Source organism: Streptomyces sp. CCM_MD2014 (assembly GCF_000772045.1).
Taxonomy (GTDB): Bacteria; Actinomycetota; Actinomycetes; order Streptomycetales; family Streptomycetaceae; genus Streptomyces; species Streptomyces salinarius.
The window spans coordinates 7778169-7793880 of record NZ_CP009754.1 but is presented as its reverse complement, the minus strand read 5'-3'; the positions used below and the strand labels follow the sequence as shown (position 1 = coordinate 7793880).

Here is a 15712-nt window from a genome sequence, read left to right as displayed (position 1 = left end):
ACCCAGCGCGCCTGCCGGTCCGGCATGACGTCCGTGCGGCTCGTGTGCTGTGCGTGAGGGCTCTGTCGCGTGGTGTGAGAGGCCCTAGTGGTGAGTATGTTCACGACTGAACCACTGTCACCATGAATTTCCGGCCAGTCTCCTGGCATATTCACGGCACTGATTGGCCGAAACGCCGCGTCGCCGCCATGACTTCGGAGGTAATCGACGCCGCCCCGCGGGGGCGGGCATGGTGGCCGCACCGGGTCGCAGAGACCGGGTCCGGCCCCGGCCGGCACACCCACCTCATCGGAGGCTGATCGCCATGTCCGCACCCACCCGTCGTTACGAGGACGCCGTCGCCCGCTACTTCGAGGCCTGGAACGCGGCCCCGGACGCGGTGACCAAGGCGGTCGCCGCGGCCTGGACGGAGGACGGGGGCTACACCGACCCCCTGGCCGACGTGCGCGGCCACGAGCAGATCGCGGCCGTGGTGGCGGCGGCACACGAGCAGTTCCCCGGTTTCTCCTTCCGGCTGTCGGGCGCCGTGGACGGGCACCACGACACGGCGCGGTTCTCCTGGGAGCTGGTGAGCGAGGCCGACGGTTCGGCGCCGGTCGCCGGCTTCGACGTGATCACGCTGGACGGCGAGGACCGGATCCGATCGGTGTTCGGCTTCCTCGACCGGGTGCCCGAGGGGGCGTGAGGAGGCCGGGGCGCGCACGCCCGCGAGCCGGGTCCCAAGGCGGCGGCACCGCCTTGGGACCCGGCTCGCATCCGCACGAGCGGTCCTTCAGCCCTTGACGATCTTGTCGATACGGGCCAGTTCGTCGGCGTCGAAGTCGAGGTTCCCGATGGCCGCGACGCTGTCCTCCAGCTGCCGCGGGCTGCTCGCGCCGACCAGGGCGGAGGTCACCCTGCCCTGCCGCAGCACCCAGGCCAGGGCCATCTGGGCCAGCGACTGTCCGCGGGAGCCGGCGATCTCGTGCAGGGTGCGCAGCTTGCCGACCAGTTCCTCGGTGACCGCGTCGGAGTTGAGGAAGGGGCTGTCGCTCGCGGCGCGGGAGTCCTCGGGGATGCCGTCGAGGTACCGGCCGGTCAGCAGGCCCTGCTCCAGCGGGGAGTAGGCGATGGAGCCGACCCTCAGCTCGTCCAGGGTGTCGAGCAGGCCGCTGGTCTCGGGGCGGCGGTCGAGCATGGAGTACCGCGGCTGGTGGATCAGCAGCGGGGTGCCCAGTTCCGCGAGGATGCGGGCGGCCTCGCGGGTCTGCTCGGGCGAGTAGTTGGAGACGCCGACGTACAGCGCCTTGCCCTGCTGCACCGCCGTGTGCAGGGCGCCCATCGTCTCCTCCAGGGGAGTGTCCGGGTCGGGGCGGTGCGAGTAGAAGATGTCGACGTAGTCCAGGCCCATCCGGGACAGGCTCTGGTCCAGGGACGACAGCAGGTACTTGCGCGAGCCCCACTCGCCGTACGGACCGGGCCACATCAGGTAGCCGGCCTTGGTCGAGATCACCAGCTCGTCGCGGTACGCCGCGAAGTCGGCCTTCAGCGCCTCGCCGAGCGCGGACTCGGCCGAGCCGGGGGGCGGGCCGTAGTTGTTGGCGAGGTCGAAGTGGGTGACGCCGAGGTCGAAGGCGCGGCGCAGGATGGCGCGCTGAGTCTCGACGGGGCGGTCCGGGCCGAAGTTGTGCCACAGGCCGAGCGAGAGCGCGGGGAGCTTCAGGCCGCTGCGTCCGGTGCGCCGGTAGGGCATCTCCGCGTAGCGGTCGGGGTGTGCGGTGTACAACGCGACTCCAGAGGGGTTGGCCCCCGAGGTACGGGGCTCGAGGCTTGGGCGGAACCGTCCCCCACTCTCCCGTGACCTGCGGGCAGTGGTCCAACAGAAGAATCCGATGGGATTGCGCGGTTATGCTTCTCAATCATGGAACTGCGTCATCTCCAGCACTTCGTGGCGGTCGCCGAGGACCAGCACTTCACCCGGGCGGCGGAACGGCTGCTGGTGTCCCAGTCCGGTCTTTCGGCGTCGATCCGGGCCCTGGAGCGGGAACTGCGGGCGCCGCTGTTCGTGCGGACGACCCGCCGGGTGACGCTGACGGAGGCGGGGCGGGCGCTGCTGGGCGAGGCACAGCGCATCCTGGCCCAGGTGCGGTCGGCGCACGAGGCGGTCGCCGCGGTGCAGGGGGTGCTGCGCGGGACGCTGTCCCTGGGGGCCGAGCAGTGCATCGCCGGGGTGCCGGTGGCCGGGCTGCTGGCCGGCTTCCGGCGACGCCATCCCGACGTGGAGATCCGGCTGCGGCAGGCGGGCTCCGGCGAGCTGGCGGAGGAGGTCGCGGCGGGGCGGCTCGACCTGGCCTTCGCCTACCGCACCCAGGCGGACACGGACCAGCTGCGGTCGGTCTCGCTGGCCGGCGAGCCGATGACGGTGCTGTGCCATCCGGACCACCGGCTCGTCGCCGACGGCGCGGTGCTGACCCCGCACGACCTGGCCGACGAGGTGTTCGTCGACTTCCACCCGGACTGGGGTCCGCGCCGCGTCACGGACGCCGTCTTCGCCGCGGCGGGCGTACGCAGGACCGTGCCGCTGGAGGTGAACGACGTGCACGGGCTGCTCGACCTGATCGACGAGAACCTCGGCATCGCGGTGGTCCCGCGTCATTTCCGGCACAAGCGCGCCGCGCTGACCTCGCTGCCCCTCAAGGACGCGGACGGGACGGAGTACGAGACCATCGCGCTGCTGCCGCCCGCGCAGGCCACCAGTCCGGCGGCGCGGGCTCTGATGGGGCTGCTGGACGCGGGGAGCCTGTGAACGGGGCGCGCGGACGGGCCGGCTGCGCCATGGTGGACGTATGCATGCGAAGGACATCCTCATCGAGGGCTACGGCCGTATCCAGGAAGAAGTCCACGCCGCCGTCGAGGGTCTGGAACCCGACGGCCTGAACGCCCGCCCCGCCGCCGGTGCCAACTCGGTCGCCTGGCTGGTCTGGCATCTCACCCGCGTCCAGGACGACCACGTCGCCGACGCCTTCGGGCTCGACCAGGTCTGGCTCACCGGGGGGTGGGAGAAACGCTTCGGCCTGGGCCTGCCCCGCCGGGACACCGGGTACGGTCACAGCTCCGCCGAGGTCGGGAAGGTCCGGGTCGACTCCGGGGACCTGCTGACCGGCTACTACGACGCCGTGCACGAGCAGACGCTCACGGCCCTGCGCTCCCTGACCGCGAAGGACCTGGAACGGGTCGTCGACGACAGGTGGGATCCGCCGGTCACCCTGGCGGTGCGGCTGGTCAGCGTCCTGTCCGACGACCTCCAGCACGTCGGACAGGCCGCCTATGCGCGCGGGCTCGTTCAGAGCGCGGACGCGTAACCCGGGAGGACCACGTCCTCGATGAGGGCCTTGCGCTCGTCGAACGGGACGAAGGCGCTCTTGAGCGCGTTCACGGTCACCGTGCGCAGGTCCTCGACGCTCCAGCCGGCCTGCTCGACCAGCAGGGACATCTCCCGCGTCATCGTCGTCCCCGAGACCAGGCGGTTGTCGGTGTTGAGGGTGACGCGGAAGCCGAGGTCCTTCAGCACGGTGATCGGGTGCTCGGCGATCGAGGTCGCGGCACCGGTCTGGAGGTTGGAGGTCGGGCACATCTCCAGGGCGATCCGGCGGTCGCGCACCCAGGCGGCGAGCCGGCCGAGCTTGCCGGCCGCCGGGTCGGGGATGTCGTCGGTGATGCGCACGCCGTGGCCGATGCGCTGGGCGCCGCACACCTGGAGGGCCTGGTGGATGCTGGGCAGCCCGTGCGCCTCACCGGCGTGGATGGTGAAGGGCACGTTCTCGCGGCGCAGGTGCTCGAAGGCGTCGAGGTGGTCGGCGGGCGGGAAGCCGTCCTCGGCGCCGGCGATGTCGAAGCCGACGACACCGGCGTCCCGGAAGGCGACGGCGAGGTCGGCGGCCTCCCGGACCCGGTCGAACATGCGCATGCCGCAGAGCAGGGTGCCGACCCGGACGGGCGTCCCGGCGGCGGCCGCCTTGGCCATGCCGGTGGCGAGCCCTTCCTGGACGGTCTCCACGACCTCCGCCATCGACAGCCCGCCCCTGGTGTTCAGCTCGGGGGCGTAGCGGACCTCGCCGTAAACGACGCCGTCGGCGGCGAGGTCGAGGACGTACTCCTCGGCGGTGCGCAGCAGGCCCTCGCGATTCTGCATCACGGCGAGGGTGTGCTCGAAGGTGGCGATGTAGCGCACCAGGTCACCGGAGTTGGCGGCCTCGTAGTACCAGGCGGCCAGCTCGTCGGGGTCGGTGGTGGGCAGGGTGTGGCCGACGCTCTCCGCCAGCTCGACGACGGTGGCGGGACGCAGACCGCCGTCGAGGTGGTCGTGGAGGACCGCCTTGGGGAGGCGGCGGAGGGTCTCGGCGTCTATGCGCGTAGATGACATGTGCGGTGGTTCCTCGGCGGTTCTGTGCGTGAAGGCGGGGACTGGTTCGGGCGGGGACGGTCAGGGGGCGGCGGGCTGGAGCAGGTCCCAGCGGTTGCCGTACAGGTCCTGGAAGACGGCGACCGAGCCGTAGGACTCGCGGCGGGGTTCCTCCAGGAAGGTCACACCGGCCGCGGTCATGCGGGCGTGGTCACGGGCGAAGTCGTCGGTGTGCAGGAAGAACCCGACGCGCCCGCCCGTCTGGTCGCCGATGCGGGCACGCTGGTCCTCCCCCTTGGCGCGGGCCAGCAGCAGGCCGGTGCCCGCGCCCGGGACGCCGGGCTCGACGACGACCCAGCGGGAGCCGTCGGGCCGGGGCGTGTCCTCGGCGAGGCGGAAACCGAGGGCCTCGGTGTAGTAGCGGATCGCCTCGTCGTAGTCGTCGACGACGAGGGCGACCAGGGCGATGCGACTCATCGGCACCTTCCGGGACGGGCGATTGACGGGAGAGGTTATACGTAAAACTCCCCGGACGCCAAGTCCCGGCACCACATGCGCCAGATCCCTTCAGATCCCTTCAGATCCCTTCAGATCCCATCAGCTCCCGGCTGCGAAGCTCGGCGCCGCGGCGGTGCGGGTCACCCCGTGCGGGCGCCGTCGAGTCGCGCCAGTTCCTCGCCGGTGAGGCGGAGGGCGCCCGCGGCGACGTTCTCGGCGAGGTGCTCGGGGTTGCCGGTGCCGGGGATGGCGAGGACGTGGGGGCCCTGGTGCAGGGTCCAGGCGATCCTCACCTGGGCGGGGGTCGCGCCGTGGGCGTCGGCGACCGCGCGGACCTCCTCCTCGTGCGCCGTGCCCGCGCCCCGCGGGCCGGCCTCGCCCGCGATGGCGTAGAAGGGGACGAAGGCGATGCCCTGCTCGCGGCAGAGGGCGAGCAGCTCGTCGGTGCCGGGGTCGTGGAAGCCCAGTCCGTACCGGTTCTGGACACTCACCACCGGCGCGACGGCCTGCGCCTCGGCGAGGTGCCGGGGCTCCACGTCGGAGAGGCCGAGGTGGCGGATCATACCGGCCTCGCGCAGCTCGGCCAGGGCGCCGAAGTGCTCGGCGATCGACTCCTGCCGCATGCGGCGAAGGTAGACGACGTCGAGGTGGTCGCGGCCGAGCTGGCGCAGGTTCTCCTCGACGTGGGCGCGCAGGTCCTCGGGGCGGGCGGAGGTGCCCCACTCCCCCGACCAGTCGCGGTACGGGCCGACCTTGGCGGCGACGACCAGGTCGTCGGCGTAGGGGGCGAGCGCGGTGTTGATCAGTTCGTTGGCGGACCGCAGGGAGGAGAAGTAGAAGGCGGCGGTGTCGATGTGGTTGACGCCGAGTTCGACCGCCCGGCGCAGGACGGCGAGGGAGCGCTCGCGGTCGCTCGGGGTGCCGAGGTGGAAGGCGGCGCTGCCCGTCAGCCGCATCGCGCCGAAGCCGATGCGGCGGACGGGCAGGTCACCGAGGCGGAAGGTGCCCGCGGACTCCGCGGTGATCGTTTCCGAGGTCATCGGCGGAGTGTCGCACACCCGTGGTGAGTCAGCAGTACAGGTTCCCGCCCGGGGAGACGCCGAGGATCTGGCTGAACTGCTGGTACTTGGTGACCCGGCTCTGGACCTGGGCGGGGTTCTTGCCGTCGCACTCCAGCGAGCCGTTGATGGAGCGGATGGTCTGGCCGAAGCCCGCGCCGTTGACCATCGCGTTGTGCGGGGTCATGGTGCCGGGTCCGGACTGGGTGTTCCAGTACCACAGGCCGGTCTTCCAGGCCACGGCCGCGTCGTTCTGCACCAGCCAGGGGTTGCCCAGCAGGTCGATGCCGAGGGCGTCGCCCGCGGCCTTGTAGTTGAAGTTCCAGCTGAGCTGGATCGGACCGCGCCCGTAGTAGGCGGCCTGGCCGGCCGGGCAGCCGTAGGGCTGGTTCCAGTCGCAGTAGTGGGGGTAGTTGGCGGTGTTCTGCTCGACGATGTGCACGAGTCCGCCGGTCTCGTGGCTGACGTTGGCGAGGAAGGCCGCGGCCTCCTGCTTCTTGGTGGTGTCGCTGCCGGTGTTGGCGAAGCCGGGGTAGGCGCTCAGCGCGGCGGTGAGGCCGCTGTAGGTGTAGAAGGAGTTCCGGTTCGGGAACATCTGGTTGAACTGGGCCTCGCTGACGACGAAGTCGCCGACCGGCGTCTGCGAACCGCCGCCGTCACAGGCGTACGGGTCCCAGTACCAGGTGCTGATGAGCGGGTCGTAGCCCGGGTTTGCGTGCTCGGCGATGTAGGCCTTGCCGTCGGTGTAGCGGACGACGTCGCCCGCGTTGTAGTTCGCGTCGGCCGACCAGGCAGGGTAGCTCGAACACGCGGCGGCCGACGCCTCGTCGGCGGGCATGAGCAACGGCACGGCGCCCGCGAGCGCGAGCGCGGTCACCACGGCGGATATACGGCGCCTCGACACAGGTTCGTCTCCTTCTTCGGAGCACGGCCGCTCCCGTACCGGGACAGGGCGGAGCGGAACCTGGTGCGCACGTGCCGGCCGGGCCGGCCACGGCGTGGGGGCGGCCGTGGAGGGGGGTGTGGAGGCACACTCAACCGCGTTGGTCTGTACCAGTCAAGGGTGTAGACCAGTCCAACTCGGCTGCCTGCCCGCCGGGTTGGCCGACCTGCGCGCTGCTCAGCCCGCCGCGGCGAGCACAGAGGGCGCCGGCGCGGGGACGGCCGGGCGGGTGGCCAGGGCCGCCGAGAACTGGTCGACCACGTGGTGGAGCGCCTCCGCGGCGCCCGGGGCGACGGTGACCGTACCGTCCTCGTGGGCCGTGATGTCCCGGTCCAGGGTGAACCAGCCCTGGACGACGTGCGCCGGGCCCATCGAGTTCAGCACGGGGCGCAGCGCGTAGTCGATCGCCAGGACGTGGGCGGTGGAACCACCGGTGGCGAGCGGCAGCACCGTCTTGCCGGTGAGGGCGTACTGCGGGAGAAGGTCGAGCAGGGCCTTCAGGACGCCGGAGTACGAGGCCTTGTAGACGGGCGTGCCGACGACGACGCCGTCGGCGCGGGCGAACAGCTCGGCGGCCTCGCTGATCGCGGGATGCCGGAAGTCGGCGCCGAGCAGGGCCCGGGCGGGGACGGTGCGGACGTCGAGGGGAATCACCTCGTGGCCCTGCGCGGTCAGCCGGTCGTCGAGGTGGCGCAGCAGCCGGTTGGTGCGGGAGGAGGCGGACGGACTGCCGGAGACGGACAGGACGGTGGCCATGGGTCCTCTTTTCGGGAATGCGGGCGCGACGGAATGCCCGGCTGAGCCTCCTGCGGGAGGAGCGGGCGGGCGTGGTTCGCCTGGGACAGGGGAAGCACCGGGCCCGACCGGCTCGCGGCGCGGGCGGGTTCAGGCGGTGCGGAAAGCTGCCGGCGGAGCGGTGCCGGGGCGGTGCGGCCGGGGGTTGCCGAGGCGGCGGATCGGCGGGATCAGGCCGCGGTGCGACAGGAGGCGCTGGAGACGCGCGCGAGGTCGACGTGGCGTCGCCGCGTGAGGTCCGGTCGCGTTGTCATGCCGACGATCGTGGCAGCCGCGGCCGAGAGGGGTCAAGGAGAACCGGACCCGTCTCGGCTGCCGGTCCCGGATTTCACAGGGGCGTGACAAAGCGAACCGGCCGGGCCTCCAGCACTACACATAAGGATGGAATAAGAGCACAATGGACTTATGCGGCGCTACCGCACACCGCACCAGAAGCGGATGGCCCTGCAATTCAAAGGAGACGACTTATGGCCAACGTCTCGCACCCCCGAGGTGACATCACCAGCCACCCGGATGCCCCGGAGATGCAAGCGCGCTACGCGCGCATGCTCGGTGGTCGTGACGTGGCACTCGTGGACGGGCCGGTGTTCCTGCTCGGCCTCTACTGTGCCGTGTCCCCGTGGATACTCCACTTCACCACCAGCCAGCCGCCACTCGTGGCCCACAACCTGATCGTGGGCATCGCCCTTGGTCTGCTGGCGCTCGGATTCACCCGCGCCCCGGAGCGCATGTACGGCCTCAGCTGGGCCATGTGCGCGATCGGCGTATGGATGATCATCTCGCCATGGATCGTCGGCTCGCACCCGGACGCCGGCGTCATCTGGAACAACGTGGTCATCGGCGCACTGGCCGTGATCCTGGGCATGGTCTGCGCCGGTACGGCGGCGCGGAGCGCCCCCCACAGGCACTAGACGCACCGGAAGGAGACGGCACGGGCCGGTCCCGCCACAGGCGGACCGGCCCGTCGCCCTTGCCTCGGCAATCACCCCTCCGGCTCCCCGCGCCCCCTTCCGTCCGGCCCTCGCGCCTTCCGTCCGGCCCTCGCGCGTCCGGCCGACGGCGGACTGCATCCGCTCGCAGCGGGCAGACGCACCGGTGCGGGGCCTTGAACCGAAGGGGTGGAGATGGAGATCGACGGCATAATCAGCGCCATCGTCATCGGTGTCGTCATCGGCGTACTGGGCCGGCTCGTCGTTCCGGGGCGGCAGCGCATCGGTGTGCTGTGGACGATTCTCGTCGGCGTCGTCGCCGCGTTCATCGGATCGTGGATCGCGTCGGCCCTCGACGTGGCCGACACCGACGGCGTCGACTGGGTCGAGTGGCTCATCCAGATCGGCCTGGCCGCGGTCGGCGTGGCCGCGCTGGACCGGTCCCGGCCCCGCCAGGGCCGTCGCGGACGGGCCTGACGCCTACCGGCTGCGGAGCCACGCCTCGTACCAGGTGACGGTCGCGTCCACGGTGTCCACGAGCGGCGTCGGCGCGACCCGGAAGAACCGCTCGAAGGCGCTGGAGTCCATGATCTGCGGCTCCGTGTGCTGGTAGAACATCTCCTCGTACTCGGCCATCATCCGCTCGTCGAACGGGCCGAAGGGACGGGGCCGTTCGAGCACCACGACGTTGAGCGGGCGACCCACCCGCTTCTCCACCATCGCGTGGATCTCGCGCGTGCCGACGGCGGGCGCGGTCGGCAGGTGCCACACGCGGCCGTCGCCGTCGGGACGCTCGCCGAGGGTGGCGAGGCCGGCCGCCACGTCCGCTATGGCGGTGTAGCTGTGCGGCAGGTCGATGTCACCCATGGCCACGACGTCCCCGCCGGTGAGCGCTCCGGGGAAGACGGCCGCCCCCAGCGACGAGTTGAGAACGCCGGGCCCGACGAAGTCGGCGCTGCGCCCCAGAGCCACGCGGACCCGACCGGACCGGTGGGCGGCGAGGTAGCGCTCGTCCAGCTCGGCGCGCATCCGGCCCTTCCTGCTGGTCGCCTTCCAGGGACTCTCCTCGGTCATCACCGCTCCCCCGGTCTCGCCGTACGGATAGAGCGTGTCGAGCACGACCAGCCGGGCGCCGCTCGCCTCGGCGGCGGCCAGGACGGCCTCCTGGACCCGGGGCATCACCTCGACCTGGAGGTGATAGGCGACGTTGACGCAGTGGTACACGACGGCGGCGTCACGGACGGCGGCCACGGCGCCGTCGACCGTGCTCACGTCGGCGGCGATCCGCTGGACGCCCTCGATCTCCGGGCCCGCGGCCCTGCGGTCCACCAGCCGGACGGGGTGCCCCCTGCGCACCAGCTCACGAGCGAGCGCGGTGCCGGCGGGGCCGGAGCCCAGGACGGTGTGCGGGGCCTGCGACTGCGGGATTGCGGTGGACATGACGCTCCTCTGCCTCGACGGGCTATTGCCATTCTCTTTCGTTAGAGACTCTAACTCGAGCGAATAGCGATAGCAAGAAACGCCGGAGCGCGGAGACCTAGGCTGGGTGGAAAACGATCACGCGACGAGGAGGACCGCACCATGGTCGTGAAGGACGCCGAACTGCCCCACCTGCGCCGTTGCGTGGAACTGGCGGCCGAGGCACTGGAGGCCGGGGACGAGCCGTTCGGGTCGGTACTGGTGGGCGGGGACGGCACGGTACTGGCCGAGGACCGCAACCGGGTGGCCTCCGGCGACCGCACCCGTCACCCGGAGTTCGAGCTCGCGCGCTGGTCCGCCGCCCGGCTGAGCCCCGAGGAACGGGCCGCGGCCACGGTGTACACGTCCGGCGAGCACTGCCCGATGTGCGCCGCCGCCCATGCGTGGGTGGGCCTGGGGCGCATCGTGTACGTCGCCTCTTCGGAGCAACTGGGGGTATGGCTGGCGGAGTTGGGCGTTCCGGCGGCTCCGGTGCTTCCGCTCCCGGTGCGGGAGGTGGCGCCCGGCGTGACCGTGGAGGGGCCGGTGCCGCACCTCACGGAGGAGATCCACGCCCTGCACCGTCGCTTCCACACGGGACGCGACTGACCCGGGGCGCCCGCCCGGACCGGGGCGCCCCGATCGGCACGTTCAGCCCTCGGCGCCCGGACGGAAGCGCCGGTGGAGGGCGGCTCCGCCCAGCACGAGCGCGGCGGCGCCGGCGAGGGCCGGCAGGGTCGCGTCCGCCCCGGTGTGGGCGAGGGAGACCTGTTCCCGCGGCGGGGCGGCGTGCGGGGACGCTTCGGGCCCGGTGCGCTCCTCCTCGGGGGCGGACGGCTCGGGCCGGGCCGGGGGCCGGACGGGCTCCGGGTGGTCGCCGGAGCCGTTCACCGACTCGTTGCCGACGGCCGGGTTGCCGACGCCGACCACGTTAACGCTGTTGCCGCTGACGTTCACCGGGAGGTGCACCGGCAGCTGCACGCCGTTGCCGGAGAGCACACCCGGCGAATCCTGTGCGCGTGCCTCGGCCACCGCGCCGCCCGACGTGCCGCCGGAGGCGCTCCCGGACGTACCGTCCGAAGTGTCTGCCGCACGGCCCGCCGCGCCCGGGCGCGGCGCCTGCTTCTCCCCGGTGTCGGCGCAGCCGTTGCCCGCGGCCGGGTTGAGGAGCCCCACCACGTTCACGGTGTTGCCGCACACGTTGACCGGCACGTCCACCGGGAGCTGAACGGTGTTGCCGGAGACCAGCCCCGGGGAGCCGGCCGCGGATCCGTCGGCGCCGGCACCGTCGGACGCGAACGCCGCGTACGCCGGCATCGTCACGGCGAGCGCGCCCGACGCGGCGACGGCGAACACACCGTTTCGGGTAACCCTTCTCATGAGGTTCCCTGCCTTCCAGACATGGTCGCGGGCGTTCGCCCGCACCGGTTAAACCGCGGGCGCACCATCCGAGTTATGGCTTATCGGTCTTTCACCCCATCGAGTGGGCGGTTCATCGAACAAGCGGTGCACCGACCGGTGCCCTGCCGCCCGGAGGCGCCGGGTGCGAAGCCCGCTTATGGTGAGCGAGGGCGCCGGCCACCGGTCCGCGACGGGGCGCCCGGGAGGCATCGATGCAGGCCAAGCTGGAGACTCGGCGCTCGGTCCGGCGCTGCGCGGTCACCGGGGCGCTCGGCCTGGCCCTGCTGGGTACGGGACTGCCCGCCGCGAACGCCGCGAACGCCGCGACCACGGCTTACTCGGCGGCCGTGCGGGATGCCGGATCCGGTCTGTCCGGGTTCTACGACCAGAAGATCAAGTGGTCGGCGTGCGAGGGCACGGAGATGCCGAAGGACCTGCAGTGCGGCAAGGTCACCGTCCCCGTCGACTATGCGCGCCCCGAGGGCAGGACCCTCGACATCGCCCTCGCCCGCTACCGGGCGACCGGCCACTCCCGGGGCTCGGTCCTGCTGAACTTCGGGGGCCCCGGCGGTTCCGGTGTGAACGAACTCGCCGTCGGCGGCAACGAGTTCATGCACCTCACCAACGGCTACGACGTCGTGACCTTCGATCCGCGCGGCGTCGGCCGCTCCTCGCCGGTCTCCTGCGGACCGGCCACCCTGAAGATCATGGAGGCGACGGACAGCGACGAGGGAACGGCCGACCCGGACGAGGCGCTGAAGCGGCTGCGGGACGCGGCGGCCGAATGCGTCAAGTACTCCGGTCCCGTGCTGCCCCACATCGGCACGGTCGACGCCGCGCGCGACATGGACGTGATGCGCCGGGCGCTCGGCGACGACCGGCTCAACTACCTGGGCTTCTCCTACGGGACGCGGCTGGGTGCGGTGTACGCGGCCCAGTTCCCTGACAAGGTCGGCCGGATGGTGCTCGACGGCGTGGACACGCTGACGGAACCGCTGACCGAGCAGGGACTGGCCGGCGCACGGGGGCAGCAGACCGCGCTGGACAACTTCCTCGACTGGTGCGTCGAGGACGTCGCCTGCCCGTTCGGCCAGGACGCCCGCAGCGCCCGGGACCAGGTCGTGCGGCTCGTCGGCTCCCTCGACTCCGACCCTGTGCCGTCGGCCTTCGGCGAGCCGTTCACCGGGCAGGACATGGTCGGCGCGATCGGTCAGGCGCTGTACAGCCGGGAGCTGTGGCCCTCGCTGGAGCGGGCGCTCGCGCAGCTGCTGGAGGCCGGTGACACCGGCGGCCTGGAGAGTTTCTCGTCCGGCGGCGTCACCTTCCCGGTCCGTGCGCCGGTCCGTGCACCGGCCCCGGAGGACAAGGGCGGCGCCGGACTCACCGCCGAGGAGGACGTCCCCATGGACAACCTCCCGGCCGCCCTGATGGCGATCAACTGCGCGGACGACCCCGACCGCCCCACCGCCGCCCAGGTCACCGCGTCCCTCGGACGACTGCGCGCGCGGTACGAGGAGGCCTCGCCGGTCTTCGGCCGCTACCGGCTCACCCAGGTGCTCATGTGCTACGGCCGGCCCAAGGGAACGGACTACATCCGGGACGAGGTGAAGGACCTCGACACCGCGAAGATGCTGCTGGTCGGCACCCGCGGCGACCCGGCCACGCCGTACCGCTGGACGACGGAGACGGCCGACCGGCTCGGCCCCTCCGCCGTCGTCCTGGACAACCGGGGCGAGGGCCACACCGGCTACGCGTCCTCCGAGTGCGTGCACCGCAAGGTCGACGACTTCCTGCTGTACGGCTCCCTCCCGCCCGACGGCAGCTCCTGCGGCCCCGAGTCCGCCGGCGAAGGGTCGCGCTGAGCGGCCGCCCGCTCCGAATGCCCGATATGCCCATGCGTCCTATCGTGCTGACATGGAGCACGATCTGAGTCCCGCCACCCTCGCCGGGCTGCGGCGCCCCCGCCCGTACCCGGCCGTGTCCGTTCTGACGCCGACGCATCGCCGTGAACCGGACAACGCCCAGGACCGGGTCCGGCTGCGCAACGCGGTCGCCGCCGCCAAGAAGCAACTGGAGGAGGATCCGTCGGTCAGCCGCGACCGCCGCGCGGAGGTGTCCCGCGAACTCGACCGGGCCATGGCCGAGGTCGACCTGACGTACGCCGAGGACGGTCTGGCCATCTTCGCCGCCCCCGGCGAGCACCAGGTCTGGACGCTGAGCCGTTCCGTGCCCGAGCGGGTGGTCCTCTCGGACACCTTCCTGACCCGCAACCTCGTCGCCGCGCAGGCCGCGGAGCGGCCGTTCTGGGTCCTGTCGGTCGCCGCCGACCGCGTCAAGCTCTGGAGCGGCGGTGCGGGCCGGGTCGTGGAGGAGCACCTCGGAGGCTTCCCGCTGGACCGGCCCGCGGAGGACTTCGACCCCGAACGCCAGGAGCGGATCGGCGACGCGCCGAGCACGTTCCGGGACGAGGGCACCCGCAGGTTCCTGCGCGACGCCGACGCCGCGATGGGCAAGGTGCTGCGCACGCACCCCCGTCCGCTGTACGTCACCGGTCCCGAACCGGCCCTCTCCCTGTTCGACGAGGCGGGCGCACTCGCCGCACAGGCGGTGCTCGTCCCGCACGGCGGGCTCGCGCACGGTTCCGCCGAGGCGGTGTGGCAGGCGGTGCGGCCGGTGCTCGAGGACGAGGCGCGCGGGGCGGTCCGGGCGCTGGCCAGGGAACTGGACGCGGCGCGCGGCCGCAAGGATTTCGCGGCCGGGGTCGACGAGTTGTGGGAGAGCGCCCGCACGGGCCGCGTCCGCCTGCTGGCAGTCGAGGAGAACTTCAAGGTCACGATGCGCGACGACGGCGAGCACCTGCTCCCGGCGGAGGACGGCGATCTCGACGCCCGGGAGGACATCGTGGACGAGATCGTCGAGCAGTGCCTGGAGACGGGCGCCGAGGTGCGCTTCGTGCCGGACGGCACGCTCGGGGACGCGGACGGCATCGCGGGCGTGCTGCGGTACTGACGCCCGCACCGCACCCGGGAACCGGCCCTCCCGTGACTCTTGACGGGCGTGAAAGCCTGTTCGCCGTACACGTACCCGCTGCTCGCGGGTGCGGCGGACGGCGAAGGAGCGGGTGCGGCGTGAGTGAACTTCTGGGTGTGGCGGTCCTGGGCGCGGGCCACATGGGTGCCGACCACGTACGACGCCTGGACCGGGTGGTGAGCGGCGCCCGGGTCGCCGCGGTGGCGGATCCCGAGGCCGAGCGGGCGAAGGAGGCCGTGGCCGGCATCGACGGGGTCTTCGTGCACACGGAGGCCGAGGCCGCGCTGGACGCGCCGGGCGTCGAGGCCGTCCTGATCGCCTCGCCCGGCGAGGCGCACGAGGAGGCGCTGCGGGCCGCCTTCGCGCGGGGGCTGCCGGTCCTGTGCGAGAAGCCGATGGTGCCGGACAGCGCGGGCGCGCTGCGCGTGGTGGAGGCCGAGGCACGTCTCGGCCGGAGGCTGGCGCAGATCGGGTTCATGCGGCGGTACGACGCCGAGTACCGGCAGCTCAAGTCCCTGCTGGACGGCGGACGGCTGGGCCGGCCGCTGATGCTGCACTGCGTGCACCGCAACGTCTCCTCTCCGCCGCACTTCACCTCGGCGATGCTCGTCAACAGCTCCGTGTCGCACGAGATCGACGCGGCCCGCTGGCTGCTCGGCCAGGAGATCAGTGCCGTCACGGTGCTGCGTCCGCGCCCGTCGGCGGGTGCGCCCGAAGGCCTGCTCGATCCTCAGTTCGTGCTCTTCGAGACCGAGGGCGGCGCCGTGGTGGACGTGGAGGTCTTCGTCAACTGCGGCTTCGGCTACGAGGTGCGGTGCGAGGCCGTCTGCGAGTCCGGCAGCGCCCGGATCGGCGAGGCGCACACCATGGTGGTGACGGCGGCCGGCGGCGCGCGGGAGGAGGTGCCGCAGGACTATCTGGTGCGGTTCGCGGACGCCTACGACCGCGAGGTGCAGAGCTGGGTGGACGCCACCCGGCAGGGCCGGGTCACCGGGCCCGGCACCTGGGACGGCTACGCCGCCGCCGCGGTCGCCGAGGCCGGGGTCCGATCCCTGGAGACGGGCGCGCGCACGCCCGTCGAACTGGCACCCCGCCCGGCCCTCCGGACTCCGGCATAGAACACGGGTTCGTCGAACTCCAGGGCGACGACGCTCCGGGGTCCGGACCCTCCCCAAGTCGCGTAGTACGCCTACGACTTGCCCCTGGACCCGGGCACGCC

18 protein-coding genes are annotated in these 15712 nt (G+C 72.3%); 9 read left to right on the top strand and 9 right to left on the bottom strand.

What is annotated here, in order from left to right:
- The first annotated feature begins 304 nt into the window (after positions 1 to 304).
- Entirely contained in the window at positions 305 to 685 is a 381-nt protein-coding gene (locus NI25_RS34830) for a nuclear transport factor 2 family protein (RefSeq protein WP_061446284.1), read from the top strand.
- An 87-nt stretch (positions 686 to 772) separates the two neighbouring features.
- On the opposite strand, the gene mgrA is transcribed toward NI25_RS34830, so the two are convergent.
- Complete coding sequence (gene mgrA / locus NI25_RS34825) at positions 773 to 1765, bottom strand: L-glyceraldehyde 3-phosphate reductase (protein WP_061446283.1); 993 nt, start codon at positions 1763 to 1765, stop codon at positions 773 to 775.
- A gap of 135 nt (positions 1766 to 1900) precedes the next feature.
- On the opposite strand from mgrA, the gene NI25_RS34820 reads away from it, so the two are divergent.
- A complete protein-coding gene (locus NI25_RS34820) occupies positions 1901 to 2785 on the top strand; it encodes a LysR family transcriptional regulator (RefSeq protein WP_061446282.1) in 885 nt (294 codons plus the stop codon).
- A 40-nt stretch (positions 2786 to 2825) separates the two neighbouring features.
- Positions 2826 to 3341 (top strand): mycothiol transferase, encoded by a 516-nt coding sequence (locus NI25_RS34815; protein WP_061446281.1) that lies wholly within the window; start codon positions 2826 to 2828, stop codon positions 3339 to 3341.
- Here NI25_RS34815 and NI25_RS34810 read toward each other — a convergent pair.
- The 6 genes from NI25_RS34810 to NI25_RS40850 form a co-directional block, all read right to left on the bottom strand.
- Positions 3323 to 4402 carry an adenosine deaminase gene (locus tag NI25_RS34810; protein ID WP_061446280.1) on the bottom strand — a complete coding sequence of 360 codons (1080 nt, stop codon included), beginning with the start codon at positions 4400 to 4402 and terminating at the stop codon, positions 3323 to 3325. The two genes, NI25_RS34815 and NI25_RS34810, sit on opposite strands and share 19 nt — an antisense overlap.
- Before the next feature lie 60 nt (positions 4403 to 4462).
- Positions 4463 to 4858 carry a VOC family protein gene (locus NI25_RS34805; protein WP_061446279.1) on the bottom strand — a complete coding sequence of 132 codons (396 nt, stop codon included), beginning with the start codon at positions 4856 to 4858 and terminating at the stop codon, positions 4463 to 4465.
- A 161-nt stretch (positions 4859 to 5019) separates the two neighbouring features.
- Positions 5020 to 5919, bottom strand: a complete 900-nt coding sequence (locus NI25_RS34800; RefSeq protein WP_061446278.1) for an aldo/keto reductase — start codon at positions 5917 to 5919, stop codon at positions 5020 to 5022.
- Positions 5920 to 5947: 28 nt separating this feature from the next.
- On the bottom strand, positions 5948 to 6841 hold the full coding sequence (locus tag NI25_RS34795; protein ID WP_061446277.1) for a glycoside hydrolase family 19 protein: 894 nt from the start codon (positions 6839 to 6841) through the stop codon (positions 5948 to 5950).
- Between the two features lie 216 nt (positions 6842 to 7057).
- Positions 7058 to 7636 carry an NADPH-dependent FMN reductase gene (gene ssuE / locus NI25_RS34790; protein WP_061446276.1) on the bottom strand — a complete coding sequence of 193 codons (579 nt, stop codon included), beginning with the start codon at positions 7634 to 7636 and terminating at the stop codon, positions 7058 to 7060.
- Between the two features lie 209 nt (positions 7637 to 7845).
- On the bottom strand, positions 7846 to 7929 hold the full coding sequence (locus tag NI25_RS40850; protein WP_350891961.1) for a putative leader peptide: 84 nt from the start codon (positions 7927 to 7929) through the stop codon (positions 7846 to 7848).
- 213 nt (positions 7930 to 8142) lie between these two features.
- On the opposite strand from NI25_RS40850, the gene NI25_RS34785 reads away from it, so the two are divergent.
- Positions 8143 to 8586 (top strand): SPW repeat protein, encoded by a 444-nt coding sequence (locus tag NI25_RS34785; RefSeq protein WP_061446275.1) that lies wholly within the window; start codon positions 8143 to 8145, stop codon positions 8584 to 8586.
- 213 nt (positions 8587 to 8799) lie between these two features.
- Positions 8800 to 9081, top strand: a complete 282-nt coding sequence (locus NI25_RS34780) for a GlsB/YeaQ/YmgE family stress response membrane protein (RefSeq protein WP_061447226.1) — start codon at positions 8800 to 8802, stop codon at positions 9079 to 9081.
- Positions 9082 to 9084: 3 nt separating this feature from the next.
- On the opposite strand, the gene NI25_RS34775 is transcribed toward NI25_RS34780, so the two are convergent.
- The gene (locus NI25_RS34775; RefSeq protein WP_061446274.1) at positions 9085 to 10044 is read right to left on the bottom strand and encodes an NAD-dependent epimerase/dehydratase family protein; all 960 of its coding nucleotides are present in this window, start codon (positions 10042 to 10044) and stop codon (positions 9085 to 9087) included.
- Between the two features lie 141 nt (positions 10045 to 10185).
- Here NI25_RS34775 and NI25_RS34770 point away from each other — a divergent pair, with 141 nt between their 5' ends.
- A complete protein-coding gene (locus NI25_RS34770; protein WP_061446273.1) occupies positions 10186 to 10671 on the top strand; it encodes a nucleoside deaminase in 486 nt (161 codons plus the stop codon).
- A 42-nt stretch (positions 10672 to 10713) separates the two neighbouring features.
- Here the strand turns inward: NI25_RS34770 and NI25_RS34765 are convergent, their stop codons facing one another.
- Positions 10714 to 11442 carry a chaplin gene (locus NI25_RS34765; protein ID WP_107071955.1) on the bottom strand — a complete coding sequence of 243 codons (729 nt, stop codon included), beginning with the start codon at positions 11440 to 11442 and terminating at the stop codon, positions 10714 to 10716.
- Positions 11443 to 11675: 233 nt separating this feature from the next.
- On the opposite strand from NI25_RS34765, the gene NI25_RS34760 reads away from it, so the two are divergent.
- The 3 genes from NI25_RS34760 (at position 11676) to NI25_RS34750 (ending at position 15611) form a co-directional block, all read left to right on the top strand.
- A complete protein-coding gene (locus tag NI25_RS34760) occupies positions 11676 to 13325 on the top strand; it encodes an alpha/beta hydrolase (RefSeq protein ID WP_061446271.1) in 1650 nt (549 codons plus the stop codon).
- Positions 13326 to 13377: 52 nt separating this feature from the next.
- Positions 13378 to 14472 (top strand): hypothetical protein, encoded by a 1095-nt coding sequence (locus NI25_RS34755; RefSeq protein ID WP_061446270.1) that lies wholly within the window; start codon positions 13378 to 13380, stop codon positions 14470 to 14472.
- A 119-nt stretch (positions 14473 to 14591) separates the two neighbouring features.
- The gene (locus tag NI25_RS34750; RefSeq protein ID WP_061446269.1) at positions 14592 to 15611 is read left to right on the top strand and encodes a Gfo/Idh/MocA family protein; all 1020 of its coding nucleotides are present in this window, start codon (positions 14592 to 14594) and stop codon (positions 15609 to 15611) included.
- Positions 15612 to 15712 lie beyond the last annotated feature (101 nt).